Raw genomic sequence first — 17,198 nt, forward strand, 5'->3', positions numbered from 1 at the left:
GGCCATGGCGCGGAAAAACTCATCGCCGACCAGTTGCCGCGCCACCGGGTAGGCGGCTGCCAAAGCATTGATCAAAGCGCTATGGACATTGTTTCGATACACCGCAAAGCGGCTCGCCGGTTCAGCACCGTTGCTGCTGAACACGCCCTCGGGGCAGGTTGCTTGCGGGGCCAGTAAAGCCTCGGCGAATGTTTGCTGAATGCTCATCGGGCCACCTGCGACAAATACCATTCGGCCTGCCGGGCCTCTGCTTGCAACACGCTGAACGCGGGCACCTGGTTATCCCGCTCGATCAGCGTCGCCACCGCTCCGGTCCGCGCCAGTACCTGTGCGTAAAGCTGCCACACGGCGTTATCGATCGGCGCGCCGTGGTCATCAATCAGCAGGCGGTCGCCCAGGCTGTCGGTGTCTTCGGCAAAACCGGCCAGATGAATCTCACCCACTGCGTGCAATGGCAAGGCATCGATGTAGGTCAGCGGGTCGCGCTGATGATTGATGCAGGACACGTAGACGTTGTTGACGTCGAGCAGCAGGCCGCAACCAGTACGGCGGACTATCTGGCTGATGAAGTCGGTTTCGTCCAGGGTAGAGCGCTGGAACTGCAGGTAAGTGGAGGGGTTTTCCAACAGCATCGGCCGCTTGAGCGCGCTCTGTACCTGATCCACGTGTTCGCATACCCGCTCCAGGGTGCAGGCATCGTAGGCCAGGGGCAGCAGGTCGTTGAGAAACACCGGGCCGTGGCTGGACCAGGCCAGGTGTTCGGAAAAAGACTGGGGTTGATAGCGTTCGATCAGCGTGGCCAGGCGTGCCAGGTGCTCGCGATCCAAGGGGGCTTCGCCGCCGATGGACAGGCCGACGCCGTGCAGTGACAGGGGGTACTGCGCACGAATCAACCCCAGGTAGTGATGAAACGGGCCGCCGGCCACCATGTAGTTTTCGGCGTGTACTTCGAAAAAACCGATGTCGGGGCGGGTCTCGAGAACCTCGCTGAAGTGCTCGGTCTTGAGCCCCAGCCCGGCCCGATAGGGGAGGCCGGGCACCTGAGCCGGTGAGACCGCGTGTTGGTCTGTAGGCGTCATCATCAGTACTCAGGCTGCGCGGGGTTCAGGATTTGGCGGTGAAGGCCGCTTCCTGGCCAAAACCGGTCGGCGAGGTGGTGCTTGGGGTCTTGGTGCAAGTGCCGGCGGGTACCAGCTTCCAGGCATTGGCCTGGTCTTTGGTTTTGGAGGTGCCAGCGCACGACGTACCGGCGCCCGCGGCGCAGTCATTCTTGCCGGCTTCAGCCACGCCGAAGCATTTCTGCATGTCGTCGGCCGCGTGGGCGGTGGTGGTCAGGGCGGACAGGCTCAGGGCAGAACCAAGGGCCAGAACGAGGGTGGCGGCGGACAGTTTGGTGGTCATGGTGTGTCTCCAGCAGTGGTTGAATGCGCAGGCTTGATTGCCTGCATGCACCACTAGAGAAAGGGGGAGGGAATTCGTTACAAAGCCATCGAAAAAAACTGCAAAACAACACCTATTTAATGGCTTATACAAAGAAAATGTGGGAGTCGGGCTTGCCCGCGATGCAAACGCCTCGGTTCTTCAGATACACCGGGGTGATGCTATCGCAGGCAAGCCAGCTCCCACACAAGCCAGCTCCCATTTAGAACTTGCTCTTTCTTAGCCGCCGAGGTACGCCTCCCGCACCTTCGGATCGGTCAGCAATTGCTCACCCGTACCTTGCATCACCACCCGGCCATTCTCCAGCACATAGGCACGGTCAGCGATTTTCAGCGCCTGGTTCGCGTTCTGCTCCACCAAAAACACCGTCACACCGTCCTTGCGCAGCTGTTCAATGATGTCGAAGATCTGCTGGATGATGATCGGTGCCAGGCCCAGGGAAGGCTCGTCCAGGAGCAACAGCTTGGGCTTGCTCATCAGCGCCCGGCCGATGGCGAGCATTTGCTGCTCGCCGCCGGACATGGTGCCGCCGCGCTGGCTGAAGCGTTCCTTGAGGCGGGGGAACAGGTGCAGCACCTTGTCCATTTGTTCCTGGTAATCGCCCTTGTCGGTAAAGAACCCACCCATGGCCAGGTTCTCTTCCACGGTCAGGCGCGAGAACACCCGACGGCCTTCGGGCACCACCGCAATGCTCTTGCGCATGATCTCGGCGGAGTGCTTGCCCACCAGTTCTTCACCCATGTAGCGGATGCTGCCACTGTAGGCTTGCGGCGAACCGCACAAGGTCATCAGCAAGGTCGATTTGCCGGCACCGTTGGCGCCGATCAGGGTGACAATCTCACCCTGGCGCACTTCCACATTGACGCTGTGCAGGGCCTGGATCTTGCCGTAGAAAGTGGAAACGTTTTCGAATTGCAGCATTTTACGCTTCCCCCAAGTAGGCTTTGATCACTTCAGGATTGTCGCGGATCTGCTCCGGCGTCCCGTTGGCCAGCGGCGTGCCCTGGTTGATCACCACGATATGGTCGGAGATGCTCATGACCAGTTTCATGTCGTGTTCGATCAACAGCACCGTGGCGTTGTTTTCCTCACGCAGCACACTGATCAGCGCCTTGAGGTCTTCGGTTTCCTTGGGGTTCAGGCCCGCGGCAGGTTCGTCGAGCATCAGGATGCGCGGGCGGGTCATCATGCAGCGGGCGATTTCCAGGCGACGTTGCTGGCCGTAGGCGAGGGTGCCTGCCGGGCGGTTGGCGAACTCGGTCAGGTTGACCTTGTCCAGCCAGTACGCCGCGTATTCCATGGCCTCGCGTTCGCTCTTGCGGAACGCCGGGGTCTTGAACAGGCCAGCGAAGAAGTTGGTGTTCAAGTGACGGTGCTGGGCGATCAACAGGTTCTCGACCGCCGTCATGTCCTTGAACAACCGCACGTTCTGGAAGGTACGCACCACGCCTTTGCGGGCGATTTCGTGGCCGGCCAGGCCCTGTATGGGTTGGCCGTCCAGCAGGATGCTGCCACCGCTCGGCTTGTAGAAACCGGTGAGGCAGTTGAACACCGTGGTCTTGCCGGCGCCGTTGGGGCCGATCAGCGCTACCACTTGTTTCTCTTTGACGGTCAGGGCCACGCCATTGACCGCCAGCAAACCGCCGAAGCGCATGCTCAGGTTTTCGACTTTCAGGATCTCGCGGCTCATTTGCGCAGCTCCATGTGTGGACGTTGCATTGGCAGCAGGCCTTGAGGGCGCCAGATCATCATCAGCACCATCATGGCGCCGAACATCAACATGCGGTATTCGCTGAACTCACGCATCATTTCCGGCAGCAGGATCATCACGATGGCCGCCAGGATCACGCCCAGTTGCGAGCCCATGCCACCCAGTACCACGATGGCGAGAATGATCGCCGACTCGATAAAGGTGAACGATTCCGGCGTCACCAGGCCTTGGCGAGCGGCGAAGAAGCTGCCGGCAAAACCGGCGAATGCAGCGCCCAGGGTGAATGCGGAAAGCTTGATGATGGTCGGGTTCAGGCCCAGGGCACGGCAGGCGATTTCATCTTCGCGCAGTGCTTCCCACGCACGGCCGATGGGCATGCGCAGCAGGCGGTTGATCACGAACAAGGCCGCCAATGCCAGCAACAGTGCGACCAGGTACAGGAACACCACTTTGCTCACCGGGTTGTAGGCAATCCCGAAGTACTCGTGGAAAGTCTGCATGCCTTCGGCGGCGGTGCGGTCGAACGACAGCCCGAAGAACGTCGGCTTGGGAATGCTGCTGATACCGTTGGGGCCACCGGTGATATCGGTGAGGTTACGCAGGAACAGGCGAATGATTTCGCCGAAGCCCAGGGTCACGATGGCCAGGTAGTCACCGCGCAGGCGCAGCACCGGGAAGCCCAGCAGGAAGCCGAACGTGGCCGCCGCCATACCCGCCAATGGCAGGCAGATCCAGAAGCTCCAGCCCAGGTAATGCGAGAGCAGCGCGTAGGTATAGGCACCCACGGCGTAGAAGCCCACATAACCCAGGTCGAGCAAGCCTGCCAGGCCCACCACGATGTTCAGGCCCAGGCCCAGCAACACGTAGATCAGGATCAGCGTGGCAATGTCGACCGCGCCGCGCGAGCCGAAGAACGGCCAGATCAGCGCCGCGATGATCAACCCGATGATGATGTAGCGCTGGGTGCGCGGCAGGGTCAGAAATTGGCTGACCTTGGGCGACACCAACGGGCCACGGTTGCCCTTGAACAAGGCACCCACCTGCTGGGTGAACAGTACACGCAGGAACATCAGCACCGAACACAGGGCGATGACGGTCAGGGTCACAGGCCCGGTGCCGTGCACCTCCAGGTTGATGCCGACAATGCTCAGCTTGAGGCCGAGTACCGGGAAGGCCACGGCCCACACCAGCAAGGCGCTGAAAAACGCCGATTTAAGATATCTGCTCATACTTTCTCAACCTCCGGACGGCCCAGGATGCCGGTCGGACGGAACAACAACACCAGAACCAACAGGCCGAACGCGACGACGTCCTTGTACTGGTCACCGAAGATATCGGCGCCAAAGGCTTCGGCCACACCCAGCACCAGCCCGCCGAGCATGGCGCCCGGAATACTGCCGATGCCGCCCAATACCGCTGCGGTAAAGGCCTTGAGACCCACCAGGAAACCGGCGTTGGGGTTGATCACGCCGTATTGCATGCTCAGCAACACGGCCGCCACGGCCGCCAGCGCCGCACCAATGACGAAGGTCAGGGCGATGATGTTGTTGGTGTTGATGCCCAGCAGGTTGGCCATCTTGATGTCTTCGGCGCAGGCCCGGCAGGCGCGCCCCAGACGGGAGCGGGAAATGAACAGCGTCAGGCCCAGCATGGCCACCAGGGTGACCACGAAAACCAGAATCTGCATGTACGAAATCAGCACTTCTTGTGCGCCACCCGGGCCGAAGGAGATGCTCCCCGGAATCAGGTTGGGAATGGACTTGTCCTTGGAGTCCTGGGACAGCAATACGGTGTTCTGCAGGAAAATCGACATGCCGATGGCGGAAATCAGCGGGATCAAACGGTTGCTGCCCCGCAGGGGGCGGTAGGCAACCCGCTCGATGCTGTAGCCATAGGCACTGGTCACGATGATCGACGCCAGGAACGCAGCGGTCATCAATAGCGGCAGGGAGTGGATCCCCATCATGGCCAACCCGGCAAGGGCGATAAAGGCCACGTAGGAACCAATCATGTACACCTCGCCATGGGCGAAGTTGATCATTCCAATGATGCCGTAAACCATTGTGTAGCCAATGGCTATCAAGGCATAGGTGCTGCCAATGGTCAGGCCATTAACCAGCTGTTGGAAAAAATGATAGATCTCAGGCATTACAGCGCTCCTAAAAACCCGATACGCATTTCACTGGTGGAGTCATTTCCGGCTCGGTGCCCTGTTCTGTGACCAGGTTGCACAAAGCGTTTGCCAGCGAACCGCTGGTGACGGTTTTAAGATTTTCAGGTGAGCCAGCGCCCGGATCGCGGGTGACATGGCCCATAAACCTCGTAAAACAAAGCCCACTGCTTGCACAGTGGGCTTGTTGACCAGTAACGCCTGGCTTACTGAGGGGAGACTTCGGTTTTGGGTTTACCGAAGTGCCATTCGTAGACCACGAACTTGAAGTCCTTCAGGTCGCCCTTGGCGTCGAAGCTCAGGTCGCCGGTAGGGGTCTTGAAGGTACCGGCGTGGATGGCCTCGGCCACTTTGGCGGTGTCTTCGCTCTTCGCAGCAGCGATACCGCCGGCGATCACTTCAACCGCCGAGTAGGCCGGGAACACGAACGGACCGGTTGGGTCCTGCTTGTTCTTGGCGAACTCTTCGACGATGGCTTTGTTGGCAGGGTCGGTGTCGAAGGACTTCGGCAGGGTCACCAGCAGACCTTCGGAAGCGCCCTGGGCGATTTGCGAGATAGAGTCGTTACCCACGCCCTCTGGGCCCATGAACTTGGCGTTCAGGCCTTTTTCCTTGGCTTGGCGCAGGATCAGGCCCAGCTCAGGGTGGTAACCGCCGTAGTAGACGAAGTCGACGTTGGCTTGCTTGAGTTTCTGGATGATCGAGGAGAAGTCTTTGTCACCGGCGTTCAGGCCTTCGAAGACGGCAACCTTGGTGCCTTTTTCTTCAAGGGTCTTCTTCACGGCGCTGGCAATACCTTCACCGTATTGCTGCTTGTCGTGCAGGACGGCAACGATTTTCGGCTTCACGTGGTCGGCGATGTAGTTGCCGGCCGCTGGGCCTTGCGCGCTGTCCAGGCCGATGGTGCGGAAAATCAGCTTGTAGCCACGGGAGGTGATTTCCGGGCTGGTGGCGGCTGGGGTAATCATGATGACGCCTTCGTCTTCATAGATATCCGACGCTGGCTGAGTGGAGCTGGAGCAGAGGTGGCCGACGACGAACTTGACGCCATCATTGACCACTTTGTTGGCAACGGCCACGGCTTGTTTTGGATCGCAAGCGTCGTCGTATTCCTTGGCCTCAAGCATCTTGCCGTCTACGCCGCCCTTGGCGTTGATGTCTTTGATGGCTTGCTTGGCACCCATGAATTGCATGTCGCCGTATTGCGTCACCGGACCGGTCTTGGGACCGGCGATGCCGATCTTGATGGTGTCGGCTGCGAACGAATGGCCGGCAACCCCAGCCAGGACCATAGCGGCAAACAGTTTGGAAATCTGCTTAGTAGCCTTATTCATAGTGCTCCACTCTTACTGTTGTATTTTTTATAGTTCTAGCGGCCTTGTGAGCTGCAGAACCGGATCAGATATCGCGGATATCCCCCCGGCATTGCCCTGGCAACTGTACCGGTACAGTGTAGAGCGCCGGTTGATCGCTTGAAAAGCTGGCAGCTGGGGGCAAAACCTGGGTATGTCGCTTAAGTGAAAGAAAAAGACAGAATTGCGCCGGGCTGCTAATAGCTTTCAAGGCATTCCTTGGCTTTCCTGGCAGTTTCAATCGCTACTTCATTTGCTACTGGGTTTTTCTGCCTGAGCGACGGGGCTATGATTGCGCCGATTTTCTACTCAGGTGAATTCCCATGACGCAAGAACCAAGCACCCTCTATGCCAAGCTGCTCGGTGAAACCGCCGAAATTTCCTGGAAGGAGCTTGAACCGTTCTTTGCCAAGGGTGCCCTATTGTGGGTCGATGCCGGCCTGGATTTGATCGAGGCCGCCGAAGGAATGGCCGAAGACAACCGTGACAAAGTCGCCGCCTGGCTGGCTGCAGGCACCCTTGGCGAGGTGTCTGCGACGCGGGCATTGGACCTGGTCGAACGGGATCCAAGCTTATGGGCAGTGGTGGTCTCGCCATGGATCCTGATCCAGGAAAGGGCAGCATAAGAATGGCGCGCACGAAAAAGGTGCGTATTTTTCACGCGCTGAAGTGTGTAGCCGAGTAACCGCTGAACGCGTGATGGCACCTTGCCGTAGAGAAAGGTCACAGCCGAGGGTGACGTAAGCGTCACGGGAACAGTTGAGGTCCGAAGGAATGAGTGGCGCAATTGTTTCCAGGTATGACCCGGCGTGAAGAGAAGCAGCGATTACACCACCACTCCCCGTGCCTGCGTCTCAGCGAATCGGCCTGACAATAGACGGCGGGCCGATACGCCCTGGCGCCGGGTCTTTTGGCTGTGGAGCGTCGTTGTTCTCTACGCTGAGCGGGTATAGCGGGTTGCGCATGGCAATCCCCTGCATCACGCCGATGATGTCATTGAAAGGCACCGCCGGGCTGAGCAGGTAGCCCTGGATGTAGTCACAGCCATGCTTGAGCAGCAACTCGAACTGTGCCTGGGTTTCCACGCCTTCGGTAACCACCTGCAAGTGCAGGGTGTGGGCCATGCCGATAACCGCCTGGACGATTTCACTGTCTGCGGTGGATTTGGGAATGTCCTGGATAAACGAGCGGTCGATCTTCAAGGTGTTGAGCGGCAAGCGCTTGAGATAAGCCAGCGACGAATAGCCAGTGCCGAAGTCATCGATGGCCAGTGACACACCCAGAGCGCGAATTTGCCGCAACAGTGCCAGGGTGCTGCTGATGTTGCCCATCAGCGCATTTTCAGTGACTTCCAGTTCAAGTCGGTTGGTGCCTATTCCGGCGAAGCGCAGGGCGTCTTCGATTTCATCGGCCAGTTCGTCACGCGCCAGGTTCAACGCCGAGCAGTTCACCGCCATGATCAACTCGGTGTAGCCCCGGTCAGACAACAGGCTCAGGTCGTGACAGGCCTGGCGCAATACCCAGTGGTCCAGCTCGGCGATCAGCCCGTTGTTCTCGGCAATGCCGATAAAGCGGTCCGGAGCCAGGAGTCCGTGCTGGGGGTGTTGCCAGCGCACCAGGGCTTCCAGGCGCGTGACCTTGCCCAGCTTCATGTCGAAGATCGGCTGATAAAACAGCACCAGCTGGTTGCGCGTACGCAAGGCGGCGCGCAGTTCCTCCTCCAGTTGCAGCTCAAGGAAGGCGCGTGTTTTCAGGTTGGAGCTGAAGAAGTGCAAGCTGTTGCGCCCGGCGTCCTTGGATTGGTACAGCGCCAGGTCGGCAGTTTTCAGCAGCTCTTCGCAGGTGTGGCCGTCCTCGGGAAACAGGCTGATGCCGATGCTGGTGGTCATCACCATGCGCCGGCCAGCCAGCTCGATGGGCTCTTTCATCTTCTGCATGATGCGCTGGGCCATCTGCCGGGCTTCGTCGCGGTGATGAATAGTGATCAGAATGCAGAATTCATCGCCGCCAAAGCGTGCCACTACATCTTCATGGCTGCGTATCGAGCCCTTGATATGCCCGGCCAGCACCGTGAGCAACTGGTCGCCCGCATCGTGGCCAAGGCTGTCATTGATGCGCTTGAAGTGATCAATGTCGAGAAAGATTACCGCCAGCATGCCTTGGCTTCGGGTTTTTTCCGCAACCTTTTCCGCGAAGATCTGATTGAAACCACGGCGGTTGAGCAGGCTGGTCAGTGCATCGAAGTGGGCCACTTGTTGCAGTGAAGCGCGGGCCTGGTCGAGTTCGCTGAGCAGCGCATTGACCCGGCGCAGGTCCCGCTCTTTGTGCTGCAGCTTTTTATCTGCCAGGGCTGCGCTGACACTACTGCCGATCACCAGCAAGGTAATTACCGCCACCGACAACCCCAGTTGAATCGGACTGCCATCCACCGGCAATGAAAGATCCGCGCCAGCGGGCACCAGCATTTGCATGGCCGCCATGCCGGTGAAATGCATGCTCAGGATCCCGGCCCCCAGCACCAGGCTGGCGGCGTATTTGAGCAGTTGGTGAAACATGCCGGTTCCGTTGCGCAGGTAGCTGGACAGCAACAATGCCGCCAGGCTGGCGCCGATGGCAATCGCCACCGAGGCCAGGAACAGCCGTGTTTCGAAGTACACCTGGGCCTGGGAGCGCATGGCCGACATGCCCACGTAGTGCATCAGCGCGATACCCAGTCCCATCCACACCGAAGCCATCAGGTACTGATGAAAACGCAGGTGGGTATGACTGAGGGTCTGCATGGCGAGCAGCGACGCGATCAGGGCGATCAGCAGCGAGGCGAACGTCATGATCAATTCGTAGTGAATGGCGATGGGGGCCTGGAACGCCAGCATGCTGATGAAATGGGTCGACCAGATTCCGCCTGCCAGGCAACCCGCGCCCAGCCAGCGCCAATGGCGGCGGGCGGTGGGGTCTTCGACATGGCCCACACGTTCGGCCATGTCCAGCGTACCGAAGCCCGCCGCGCAGGCGACCAGGTACGCCAGTAGCACCAGAAAGGGGTTATGACTGCAATTGAGTAATAAATGCCCACTGTCTGGCAGGTCGGTAAAAAAGTGCTGCCCCAGCCATTCCATAGCGTATCCCGTCATAGAGCCATGTCACTGCCAGAGGCGATGACCGATGAGATCGAGTATAGAAGTCTCCGAAGATTTGCCATGAGTAATGGCGTTTTGATCTCAAATTATTTTGACATGCCTTCCATAGCGTTTGGTGCTAAGCGCTGATGGGCAGGTCGAGTTCGAAGTGTGGGGCTTCCAGCGGCGCCAGGCCGAATGCGGCACGGGCGGCGTCGCAATCGACATTTTGCACGCCCTGGCTCCAGGACGAGTCGAACTCACGGCATACGCTGGAGCGTTGCTCATAAATAGAGCAGCTTGTGGCCTGTCCGACTTCACCTTCAAGGCTGCAGCACCGTGCAGGTTTCTGATCGGTGCCGATCATCGCCACGCGGCTGGGGTTGATCTGCACCACCAGGTCATCGGGCACCGTGCCCCCGGACGAGGCGCACTCACCCCAGAAGAAAGACACGCGAAAGTGTGAACAGCAGGCACCGCAATTCAGACACGGACTGGCTTCGGACATGGGCGTCATCAATAAGAAAAGTAGGAGGAGGGTGCTACGAAAGGCTCGCCATTCTATCCGTGCCATCGCCATTGGGAAGAGGGGCACGCACTTATATTTTCGTGGGCAAAATCCGCTGTTGCCTGGGTGAAATCATGCCCTATCAGCTTTACGAATCATTACAGACAATCACTGCCAGCCTGACTATGTTGCAGTGACCTGAGCAGGATGCATCGGGCATCGCAGCTCTCATAACAATAAAAGAGACGGACCCATGCAGAACTCGACCCAAGCGGCGAATGCCTGGCGCATTCTGTTCCTGCTGTTCCTCGCTAACCTGTTCAACTTTTTTGACCGCACCATTCCCGCGATCATCATTGAGCCCATCCGCATGGAATGGCACCTGAGCGACTTCCAGCTCGGTATCATCGGCACCGCTTTTACCATCGTCTACGCCATTGCCGGGCTGCCGCTCGGGCGCCTGGCTGACACCGGTTCACGCAGCAAGTTGATGGGTTGGGGCTTGTTCGCCTGGAGTGGGCTGACGGCGGTCAACGGCATGGTCGGCAGTTTCTGGACCTTCCTGCTGGTGCGCATGGGCATTGGCATCGGCGAAGCCAGCTATGCACCCGCGGCCAATTCGCTGATTGGCGACCTCTTTCCCGCCCACCGCCGTGCCCGAGCCATGGGGATTTTCATGCTTGGTCTGCCGTTGGGCCTGTTGCTGGCGTTCTTTACGATCGGTGCGATGGTCAAGGCGTTCGACAGCTGGCGCGCGCCCTTCTTTATCGCGGCGGTGCCGGGGCTGATCCTTGCGGTGTTTATGTTCTACATAAAAGAACCCAAGCGTGGTGCGGCGGAAACCGTGCAAGTCTCCCAAGAGCGCGTCGACCGCCCGATCCGTCGCGTGCTGGCTGTGCCGACCTTTCTGTGGCTGGTGCTGGCCGGGTTGTGCTTTAACTTTGCCACCTATGCGTGCAACTCGTTCCTGGTGCCGATGCTGCAGCGCTATTTCCTCATGCCGTTGCAGGACGCGGCCGTCGCGACGGGTGTCATCGTCGGCCTGACCGGTTTGGTGGGCTTGACGCTGGGGGGCTGGATTGCCGACAAGATTCATCAGCGGGTCGCCAATGGCCGACTGTTGTTCGCCGCCTTCAGCTTGATCATCTCCACGGTCACCACCGCCTGGGCATTGCATGCCGGGCGTGTCGAAATCGGGGTGTTTGTCGCGCTGTTCAGTGTGGGCTGGCTGTTTGCCTACAACTTCTATACCTGCGTGTATACCGCGATCCAGGACGTGGTCGAACCACGCTTGCGCGCAACGGCGATGGCGCTGTTCTTTGCCGGGCTGTATCTGCTCGGCGGTGGCATGGGGCCGGTGGTGGTCGGGGCGTTGTCCGATCACTTTGCCCATTCAGCGATGTATGCGGCTGGGGCGCAGCAGATGACAGAGGCTTATAAAGCGGTAGGCTTGCATGACGCCATGTACCTGATTCCAGTGGCGTTGTTCTTGACCATGCTGTTTCTGTTCCAGGCCTCGCGCAGTTTTGTGCGTGATGCCAAGCGGATGAAGGAAGGGTTGAGTGCGGTTGAGGTGCCGGCAGCGGCGGCAACGGCGTGAGACAGAGTGATCGTTCCCATGCTCTGCATGGGAACGCCGCTCTGGACGCTCTGCGTCCGCTTAAAAGTCGTGACGCAGAGCGTCACAGGATGCATTCCCACGCCGAGCGGGGGAACGATCTCTAAGGCTAATAAAAAGGCCCGCATTGCGCGGGCCTTTTACGTTCAGCGGATTATCAACCCGCCACCAACACCCGAATAGCTTCCAGTCGCAGTGCCGCTTTATCGAGCATGGCCAGGCCTTGCTCGCGCTGGTTGCGCAAGGCGACCAACTCGCTGTCACGCACGGTCGGGTTGACCGCTTGCAGCGCGGTCAGGCGCGCCAGCTCTTCGTCGGTGTCTGCTGCCAGGCGACGCTTGGCTTCGGCTACACGCTCGGCGTGACGCGGGGCGATCTTCTCTTCACCGGCGTTGATGCGCGGTGTGAGTTGGTCGCGCTGCGCCTGTACGAATTTGTTCGCGCTGGCCCGTGGCACGCTTTCCAGCTGGTCATTCAAGGTTACGAACGACACGCGGCCCGACAGGTCATTGCCGTTGGCATCCAGCAAGCAGCGCAAGGCGGCCGGTGGCAGGTAGCGACCCAGTTGCAGGGAGCGCGGGGCGACCACTTCGCTGACATACAGCAGTTCAAGCAATACGGTGCCTGGCTTGAGCGCCTTGTTCTTGATCAGCGCCACGGCGGTGTTGCCCATGGAACCGGACAGCACCAGGTCCATGCCGCCTTGCACCATCGGGTGCTCCCAGGTGATGAACTGCATGTCTTCGCGCGACAGCGCCTGGTTACGGTCGTAGGTGATGGTTACACCCTCGTCGTCGCCCAGGGGGAAGCTGGCGTCGAGCATTTTTTCGCTGGGCTTGAGGATCAGCGCGTTTTCCGAATGGTCTTCGCTGTCGATGCCGAATGCGTCGAACAGGGTTTCCATATAGATCGGCAGGGCGAACTGGTCGTCTTGTTCGAGGATGTCCTCGACCAGCGCATCGCCTTCGCCGGCGCCGCCGGAATTGAGTTCGAGCAAACGGTCCCGTCCGGTGTGCAACTCCTGCTCCAGGCGCTCGCGCTCTGCACGGGCTTCGTCGATCAGGGCTTGCCACTCGCCGTCGTCGGCGGCTTCCAGCAAGGGCAGCAGGCGTGGGCCGAACTGATGCTGCAAGGCGTTGCCGGTCGGGCAGGTGTTGAGGAAGGCATTGAGCGCCTCGTGGTACCACTGGAACAGGCGCTCTTGCGGGCTGGTTTCCAGGTAGGGCACGTGCAGTTCGATCACGTGTTTCTGGCCGATCCGGTCCAGGCGCCCGATGCGCTGTTCCAGCAGGTCGGGGTGGGACGGCAGGTCGAACAGCACCAGGTGATGGGAGAACTGGAAGTTGCGGCCTTCACTGCCGATTTCCGAGCAGATCAGCACCTGGGCACCGAACTCTTCATCGGCAAAATAGGCAGCGGCGCGGTCACGCTCCAGAATATTCATGCCTTCGTGGAACACCGTGGCCGGGATGCCGGAGCGCACACGCAGGGCGTCTTCCAGGTCCATGGCGGTTTCGGCGTGGGCGCAGATCACCAGGACCTTGGTGCGCTTGAGCATTTTCAACTGGTCGATCAGCCACTCGACCCGAGGGTCGAAACGCCACCAGCGGTTCTCTTCCTCGATGTCCGGTTGCGCCTGGAAGCTGACTTCCGGGTACAGCTCGGCGTGTTCGCCCAGGGGCAGTTCGAGGTATTCGTCCGGGTTCGGTAGCGGGTAGGCGTGCAGCTTGCGCTCGGGGAAGCCTTGCACCGCAGCACGGGTGTTGCGAAACAGCACGCGGCCGGTGCCGTGGCGGTCCAGCAGTTCACGCACCAGGCGCGCGCTGGCCTCGGTGTCGCCATCGTTGACGGCGGTGAGCAGGGCTTCACCTTCGTCACCGAGGAAGCCTTGAATGGTCTTGTGCGCGGTCGGCGACAGGCGGCCCTTGTCCAGCAGCTCCTGCACGGCTTCGGCCACCGGGCGATAGTTTTCGCTCTCGGCGCGGAAGGCTTGCAGGTCGTGGAAGCGGTTCGGGTCCAGCAGGCGCAGGCGCGCAAAATGGCTGTCCTGGCCCAGTTGTTCCGGGGTGGCGGTCAGCAGCAGCACGCCAGGAATCACTTCGGCCAGTTGTTCGACCAGCGAGTATTCGGCGCTGGCCTTGTCTTCGTGCCACACCAGGTGGTGGGCTTCGTCGACTACCAGCAAGTCCCAGCCGGCGGCGAACAGCGCGTCCTGGGCCTTCTCGTCGTCCACCAGCCATTCCAGCGCAACGAGTGCAAGCTGGGTGTCTTCGAACGGGTTGGTGGCATCGCTTTCGATAAAGCGCTCTTCATCGAACAGCGCAACCTGCAGGTTGAAGCGGCGGCGCATTTCCACCAGCCATTGGTGCTGCAGGTTTTCCGGGACCAGGATCAGTACGCGGTTGGCACGGCCCGAGAGCAGTTGGCGATGGATCACCAGGCCTGCTTCGATGGTCTTGCCCAAACCCACTTCGTCCGCCAGCAACACGCGTGGCGCGATACGGTCAGCGACTTCGCGGGCGATGTGCAGTTGGTGGGCAATCGGTTGGGCGCGTACGCCACCCAGGCCCCACAGCGAGGACTGCAACTGGCGGCTGGTGTGTTCCAGGGTGTGGTAGCGCAGCGAGAACCACGCCAGCGGGTCGATCTGCCCGGCGAACAGGCGATCACTGGCCAGGCGGAACTGGATGAAGTTGGACAGTTGGGTTTCTGGCAGGGTGACCTGCTCGTTCTGCCCATTGAGGCCGTGGTAGACCAGCAGGCCATCGACGTCGTCGACTTCCTGTACGGTCATTTTCCAGCCTTCGAAATGGGTGATGGTGTCACCCGGCGAAAACCTCACGCGAGTGAGGGGCGCATTCCGTAGCGCATACTGGCGAGTGTCGCCAGTGGCCGGATAGAGCACGGTCAACAAGCGGCCGTCCTGTGCCAGAACGGTGCCTAACCCCAGCTCTGCTTCGCTGTCACTAATCCAGCGTTGCCCCGGTTGATACTGCTGCGCCATGCTGCCTGACTCCCGCCGTGAAAAAGCCGACTATGTTAACGGAACACGGCCCGGCGCCCAAGAACTCTGACAAAAACTACGCTGTTTGTACGGGCAGGCGGAAATTGAATCGACGGGTGGCGGGCACTTGAGAGTGTCGACTGAGTCACAGCTTGGCACGCGGGTGCTCAAGTCGCCCTGCCACCCGCCGACAGCCTGTTGATCAGGAGAATAATTATCATGCTGCCACCCATGCTGCCCGTCAGTGTTGTGCCGGTCACGTCGCAACTCGACCCGGCACGCCAGAAACCGGATATTCCGCCGGTGGTGCCCATTCAACCGGGCTCCAACGAGAGCACGATCGACCTGAAAAAAGGCGATGCCGAGCAATCGACCTTTCTGCTGCGCGAAGAGCAGCGTCGCCAGCAGGAGCAGCAGAAACGCCGGCGCGAAGCCGACGACGACGCGGAGCAGCATTTGCCGATTCCCGGCGACTTGCTCAACGCTGACAACACCGTGCCCGTGGCGCCGCTGATCGAAGACGCGCCGCGCCAGGGCCTGTGGGTGGATATCGAGGTCTAACCGTTCAGTTCGCGCAGGGCCTTCACCAGCAGCTCAATATCGTCATCGGTGTTGAGCGGGCTGACGGAGATGCGCGCAATGCTGTTCAACCCACGTGCTTGCATATCCAGCGGGGTGTAGGCCACGCCATTGGCGCCGATGTTGATGCGCTTGCAGGCCAGGCGTTGCTTGAGTTCAAAGCTGTCCCAGCCGGCCAGGTTGAACGCGATCAAGCCTGAATGCGTTCTGCCTAAGTCATGCAAGGTAATTCCCGGTATCTGACGCAGTGCTTCGCGGATTCGCGCGCTGGTCTTCGAGACCCTTTGCCATACTTGCTCAATCCCCAGTTGATTGATCTCGTGCAACGCATTGCCCAGGCCGGCCAGCAGGGCGAAAGAGACTTCGCTGGTTTCAAAGCGCCGGGCGTCGTTGCGCAGGTCGAAGCCTTCTGCGGTCCAGGGCGCTGAAAACACGTCGCGTTGGGCCGGGTTCAGATGCGGCAGAAAATCCGGCCTGATATACAGCAGCGCGGTACCGCGAGGCCCGCGCAGGTGTTTGCGGCCGGCAGACTTGAGCACATCGCACTGCAACGCTTGTACATCCACCGGCACCTGGCCGACGGCTTGGCCCGCGTCGATGAAGTAGGGAATGGTATGCCGCCTGGCCACATCGCCGATGGCCTGGGCCGGGTTGATCAAGCCACCGTTGGCCGGGAGCCAGGTGAGGTCGATCAGCTTCACCTTTGCATCCAGCATCGCCTCCAACGCCACCGGGCAGGCCGCGCCGCTGGCATCGCACGGGATGACCTCCACCCGCGCCCCGGCTTGAACGGCCAGTTCCATGCTCGCCAGGTTACCGCCCCATTCGTGGCGCCCCACTAGAATACGATCGCCCGGCTGCCATGGCCCCAGCGCCTGGAAGGCCATGCTCCAGGCCGTCGAGCCACTGCTGGCGAAGGCAATCGATGAGGCGGGCGCATTGAGCAGTTGGCCGGCGGCTCGGCGGGCATTTTCCACTAAGACGGCACCCTGTTCTCCGGCCTCCATCGGGCCGTCGCGGGCTTCGCGTTGCAGCTGTTCGATGATGGCGTCGAGCGTCGCCTGGCTGGGCAAGGATGCCCCGGCGTGGTTGAAGTGCACGATGCCGGACTGGCAACCGGGCGTGGCTTCTCGCAAGTGCTGGACTTGCAGCGGGGTCATGGCTGCAGCTCGAAAATGGCGTCCACTTCCACGGCGACACCAGCCGGCAGACTGCAGACCCCTACGGCGGTGCGCACGTGCCGGCCCTTGTCGCCGAGGGCATTGACCAGCAGGTTCGAAGCGCCATTGGCGACCAGGCTTTGGCGCTGGAAGTCGGCGCTGCTGGCAATGAACACGCCCAGGCGCAGGATGCGCACCACCCGCGACAGGTCATCGCCCAACGCGTCGCTCAATTGCCCCAGCAGGCCCAGCGCCGCCAATTCCGCCGCTTGGGCGCCATCTTCATCGCTGAGAGAATCGCCCAGCCGGCCAAGGTAGGCAGGTTTGCCATCGGCCATGGGAATTTGTCCCGAGATGAACAGCTGGTGTTGGCTGATCACATGATTGACATAGTTGGCAGCGGGTTGGCTGGGCGTGGGCAGTGTCAGGCCGAGGGCGTGTACGCGCTGGCGGATGGAGTCGGTCATGGTGAAATCCTCTGGTGTCAGAAGGTTCCAGCATGTTGGCGGTGGCGAGGGGCGACAAACGGATAGATCTCAA

Annotated in this window: 16 protein-coding genes; 3 read left to right on the forward strand and 13 right to left on the reverse strand. The window is 60.4% G+C overall.

All coding sequences use genetic code 11. From position 1 onward, the window contains the following. From GIV26_RS21980 to GIV26_RS22015, 8 genes are all read right to left on the reverse strand, one after another. The coding region (locus GIV26_RS21980) for an HvfC/BufC N-terminal domain-containing protein (protein WP_236282211.1) at positions 1-207 on the reverse strand (207 nt) is incomplete at its 3' end. Continuing rightward, positions 204-1,082: an MNIO family bufferin maturase gene (bufB, locus tag GIV26_RS21985; protein WP_236282212.1), complete on the reverse strand. Its 879-nt coding sequence runs from the start codon at positions 1,080-1,082 to the stop codon at positions 204-206. The genes GIV26_RS21980 and bufB, both read right to left, overlap by 4 nt. A gap of 22 nt (positions 1,083-1,104) precedes the next feature. Continuing rightward, positions 1,105-1,401 (reverse strand): BufA1 family periplasmic bufferin-type metallophore, encoded by a 297-nt coding sequence (locus tag GIV26_RS21990; RefSeq protein ID WP_034125953.1) that lies wholly within the window; start codon positions 1,399-1,401, stop codon positions 1,105-1,107. Between the two features lie 258 nt (positions 1,402-1,659). Further along, the gene (locus GIV26_RS21995) at positions 1,660-2,361 is read right to left on the reverse strand and encodes an ABC transporter ATP-binding protein (RefSeq protein ID WP_003193540.1); all 702 of its coding nucleotides are present in this window, start codon (positions 2,359-2,361) and stop codon (positions 1,660-1,662) included. A gap of 1 nt (position 2,362) precedes the next feature. Beyond that, complete coding sequence (livG, locus tag GIV26_RS22000; RefSeq protein ID WP_003193538.1) at positions 2,363-3,130, reverse strand: high-affinity branched-chain amino acid ABC transporter ATP-binding protein LivG; 768 nt, start codon at positions 3,128-3,130, stop codon at positions 2,363-2,365. Continuing rightward, positions 3,127-4,380 (reverse strand): high-affinity branched-chain amino acid ABC transporter permease LivM, encoded by a 1,254-nt coding sequence (locus tag GIV26_RS22005; RefSeq protein WP_034125955.1) that lies wholly within the window; start codon positions 4,378-4,380, stop codon positions 3,127-3,129. The genes livG and GIV26_RS22005 overlap by 4 nt, the downstream gene beginning before the upstream one ends. Further along, positions 4,377-5,300 (reverse strand): high-affinity branched-chain amino acid ABC transporter permease LivH, encoded by a 924-nt coding sequence (livH, locus tag GIV26_RS22010; protein WP_003193535.1) that lies wholly within the window; start codon positions 5,298-5,300, stop codon positions 4,377-4,379. Before livH ends, GIV26_RS22005 begins: the two co-directional genes overlap by 4 nt. 227 nt (positions 5,301-5,527) lie before the next feature. Continuing rightward, positions 5,528-6,655, reverse strand: a complete 1,128-nt coding sequence (locus GIV26_RS22015) for a branched-chain amino acid ABC transporter substrate-binding protein (RefSeq protein WP_003193533.1) — start codon at positions 6,653-6,655, stop codon at positions 5,528-5,530. 341 nt (positions 6,656-6,996) lie between these two features. Between GIV26_RS22015 and GIV26_RS22020 the strand changes: the two genes are divergently transcribed. Beyond that, positions 6,997-7,299, forward strand: a complete 303-nt coding sequence (locus tag GIV26_RS22020; RefSeq protein WP_034125956.1) for a DUF2288 domain-containing protein — start codon at positions 6,997-6,999, stop codon at positions 7,297-7,299. Positions 7,300-7,527: 228 nt separating this feature from the next. Here the strand turns inward: GIV26_RS22020 and GIV26_RS22025 are convergent, their stop codons facing one another. Together GIV26_RS22025 and GIV26_RS22030 are read right to left on the reverse strand one after the other, a co-directional pair. Beyond that, positions 7,528-9,789 carry a putative bifunctional diguanylate cyclase/phosphodiesterase gene (locus GIV26_RS22025; RefSeq protein WP_236282251.1) on the reverse strand — a complete coding sequence of 754 codons (2,262 nt, stop codon included), beginning with the start codon at positions 9,787-9,789 and terminating at the stop codon, positions 7,528-7,530. A gap of 139 nt (positions 9,790-9,928) precedes the next feature. Then, complete coding sequence (locus GIV26_RS22030; protein WP_057975629.1) at positions 9,929-10,297, reverse strand: YkgJ family cysteine cluster protein; 369 nt, start codon at positions 10,295-10,297, stop codon at positions 9,929-9,931. 253 nt (positions 10,298-10,550) lie between these two features. Here GIV26_RS22030 and GIV26_RS22035 point away from each other — a divergent pair, with 253 nt between their 5' ends. Continuing rightward, positions 10,551-11,897, forward strand: coding sequence for a spinster family MFS transporter (locus tag GIV26_RS22035; protein WP_034125959.1), 1,347 nt, complete (start codon positions 10,551-10,553; stop codon positions 11,895-11,897). A gap of 175 nt (positions 11,898-12,072) precedes the next feature. On the opposite strand, the gene rapA is transcribed toward GIV26_RS22035, so the two are convergent. Beyond that, positions 12,073-14,919, reverse strand: coding sequence for an RNA polymerase-associated protein RapA (rapA, locus tag GIV26_RS22040; protein WP_034125960.1), 2,847 nt, complete (start codon positions 14,917-14,919; stop codon positions 12,073-12,075). Between the two features lie 219 nt (positions 14,920-15,138). On the opposite strand from rapA, the gene GIV26_RS22045 reads away from it, so the two are divergent. After that, the gene (locus GIV26_RS22045) at positions 15,139-15,480 is read left to right on the forward strand and encodes a hypothetical protein (protein ID WP_054898409.1); all 342 of its coding nucleotides are present in this window, start codon (positions 15,139-15,141) and stop codon (positions 15,478-15,480) included. Here GIV26_RS22045 and GIV26_RS22050 read toward each other — a convergent pair. Then, positions 15,477-16,658: an aminotransferase class V-fold PLP-dependent enzyme gene (locus tag GIV26_RS22050; protein ID WP_054898410.1), complete on the reverse strand. Its 1,182-nt coding sequence runs from the start codon at positions 16,656-16,658 to the stop codon at positions 15,477-15,479. The two genes, GIV26_RS22045 and GIV26_RS22050, sit on opposite strands and share 4 nt — an antisense overlap. After that, positions 16,655-17,125, reverse strand: a complete 471-nt coding sequence (locus tag GIV26_RS22055) for a RidA family protein (RefSeq protein WP_054898411.1) — start codon at positions 17,123-17,125, stop codon at positions 16,655-16,657. The genes GIV26_RS22050 and GIV26_RS22055 overlap by 4 nt, the downstream gene beginning before the upstream one ends. Positions 17,126-17,198 lie beyond the last annotated feature (73 nt).

It is taken from the genome of Pseudomonas sp. PA-1-3F, assembly GCF_021609665.1.
GTDB classification, from domain to species: domain Bacteria; phylum Pseudomonadota; class Gammaproteobacteria; order Pseudomonadales; family Pseudomonadaceae; genus Aquipseudomonas; species Aquipseudomonas paracarnis.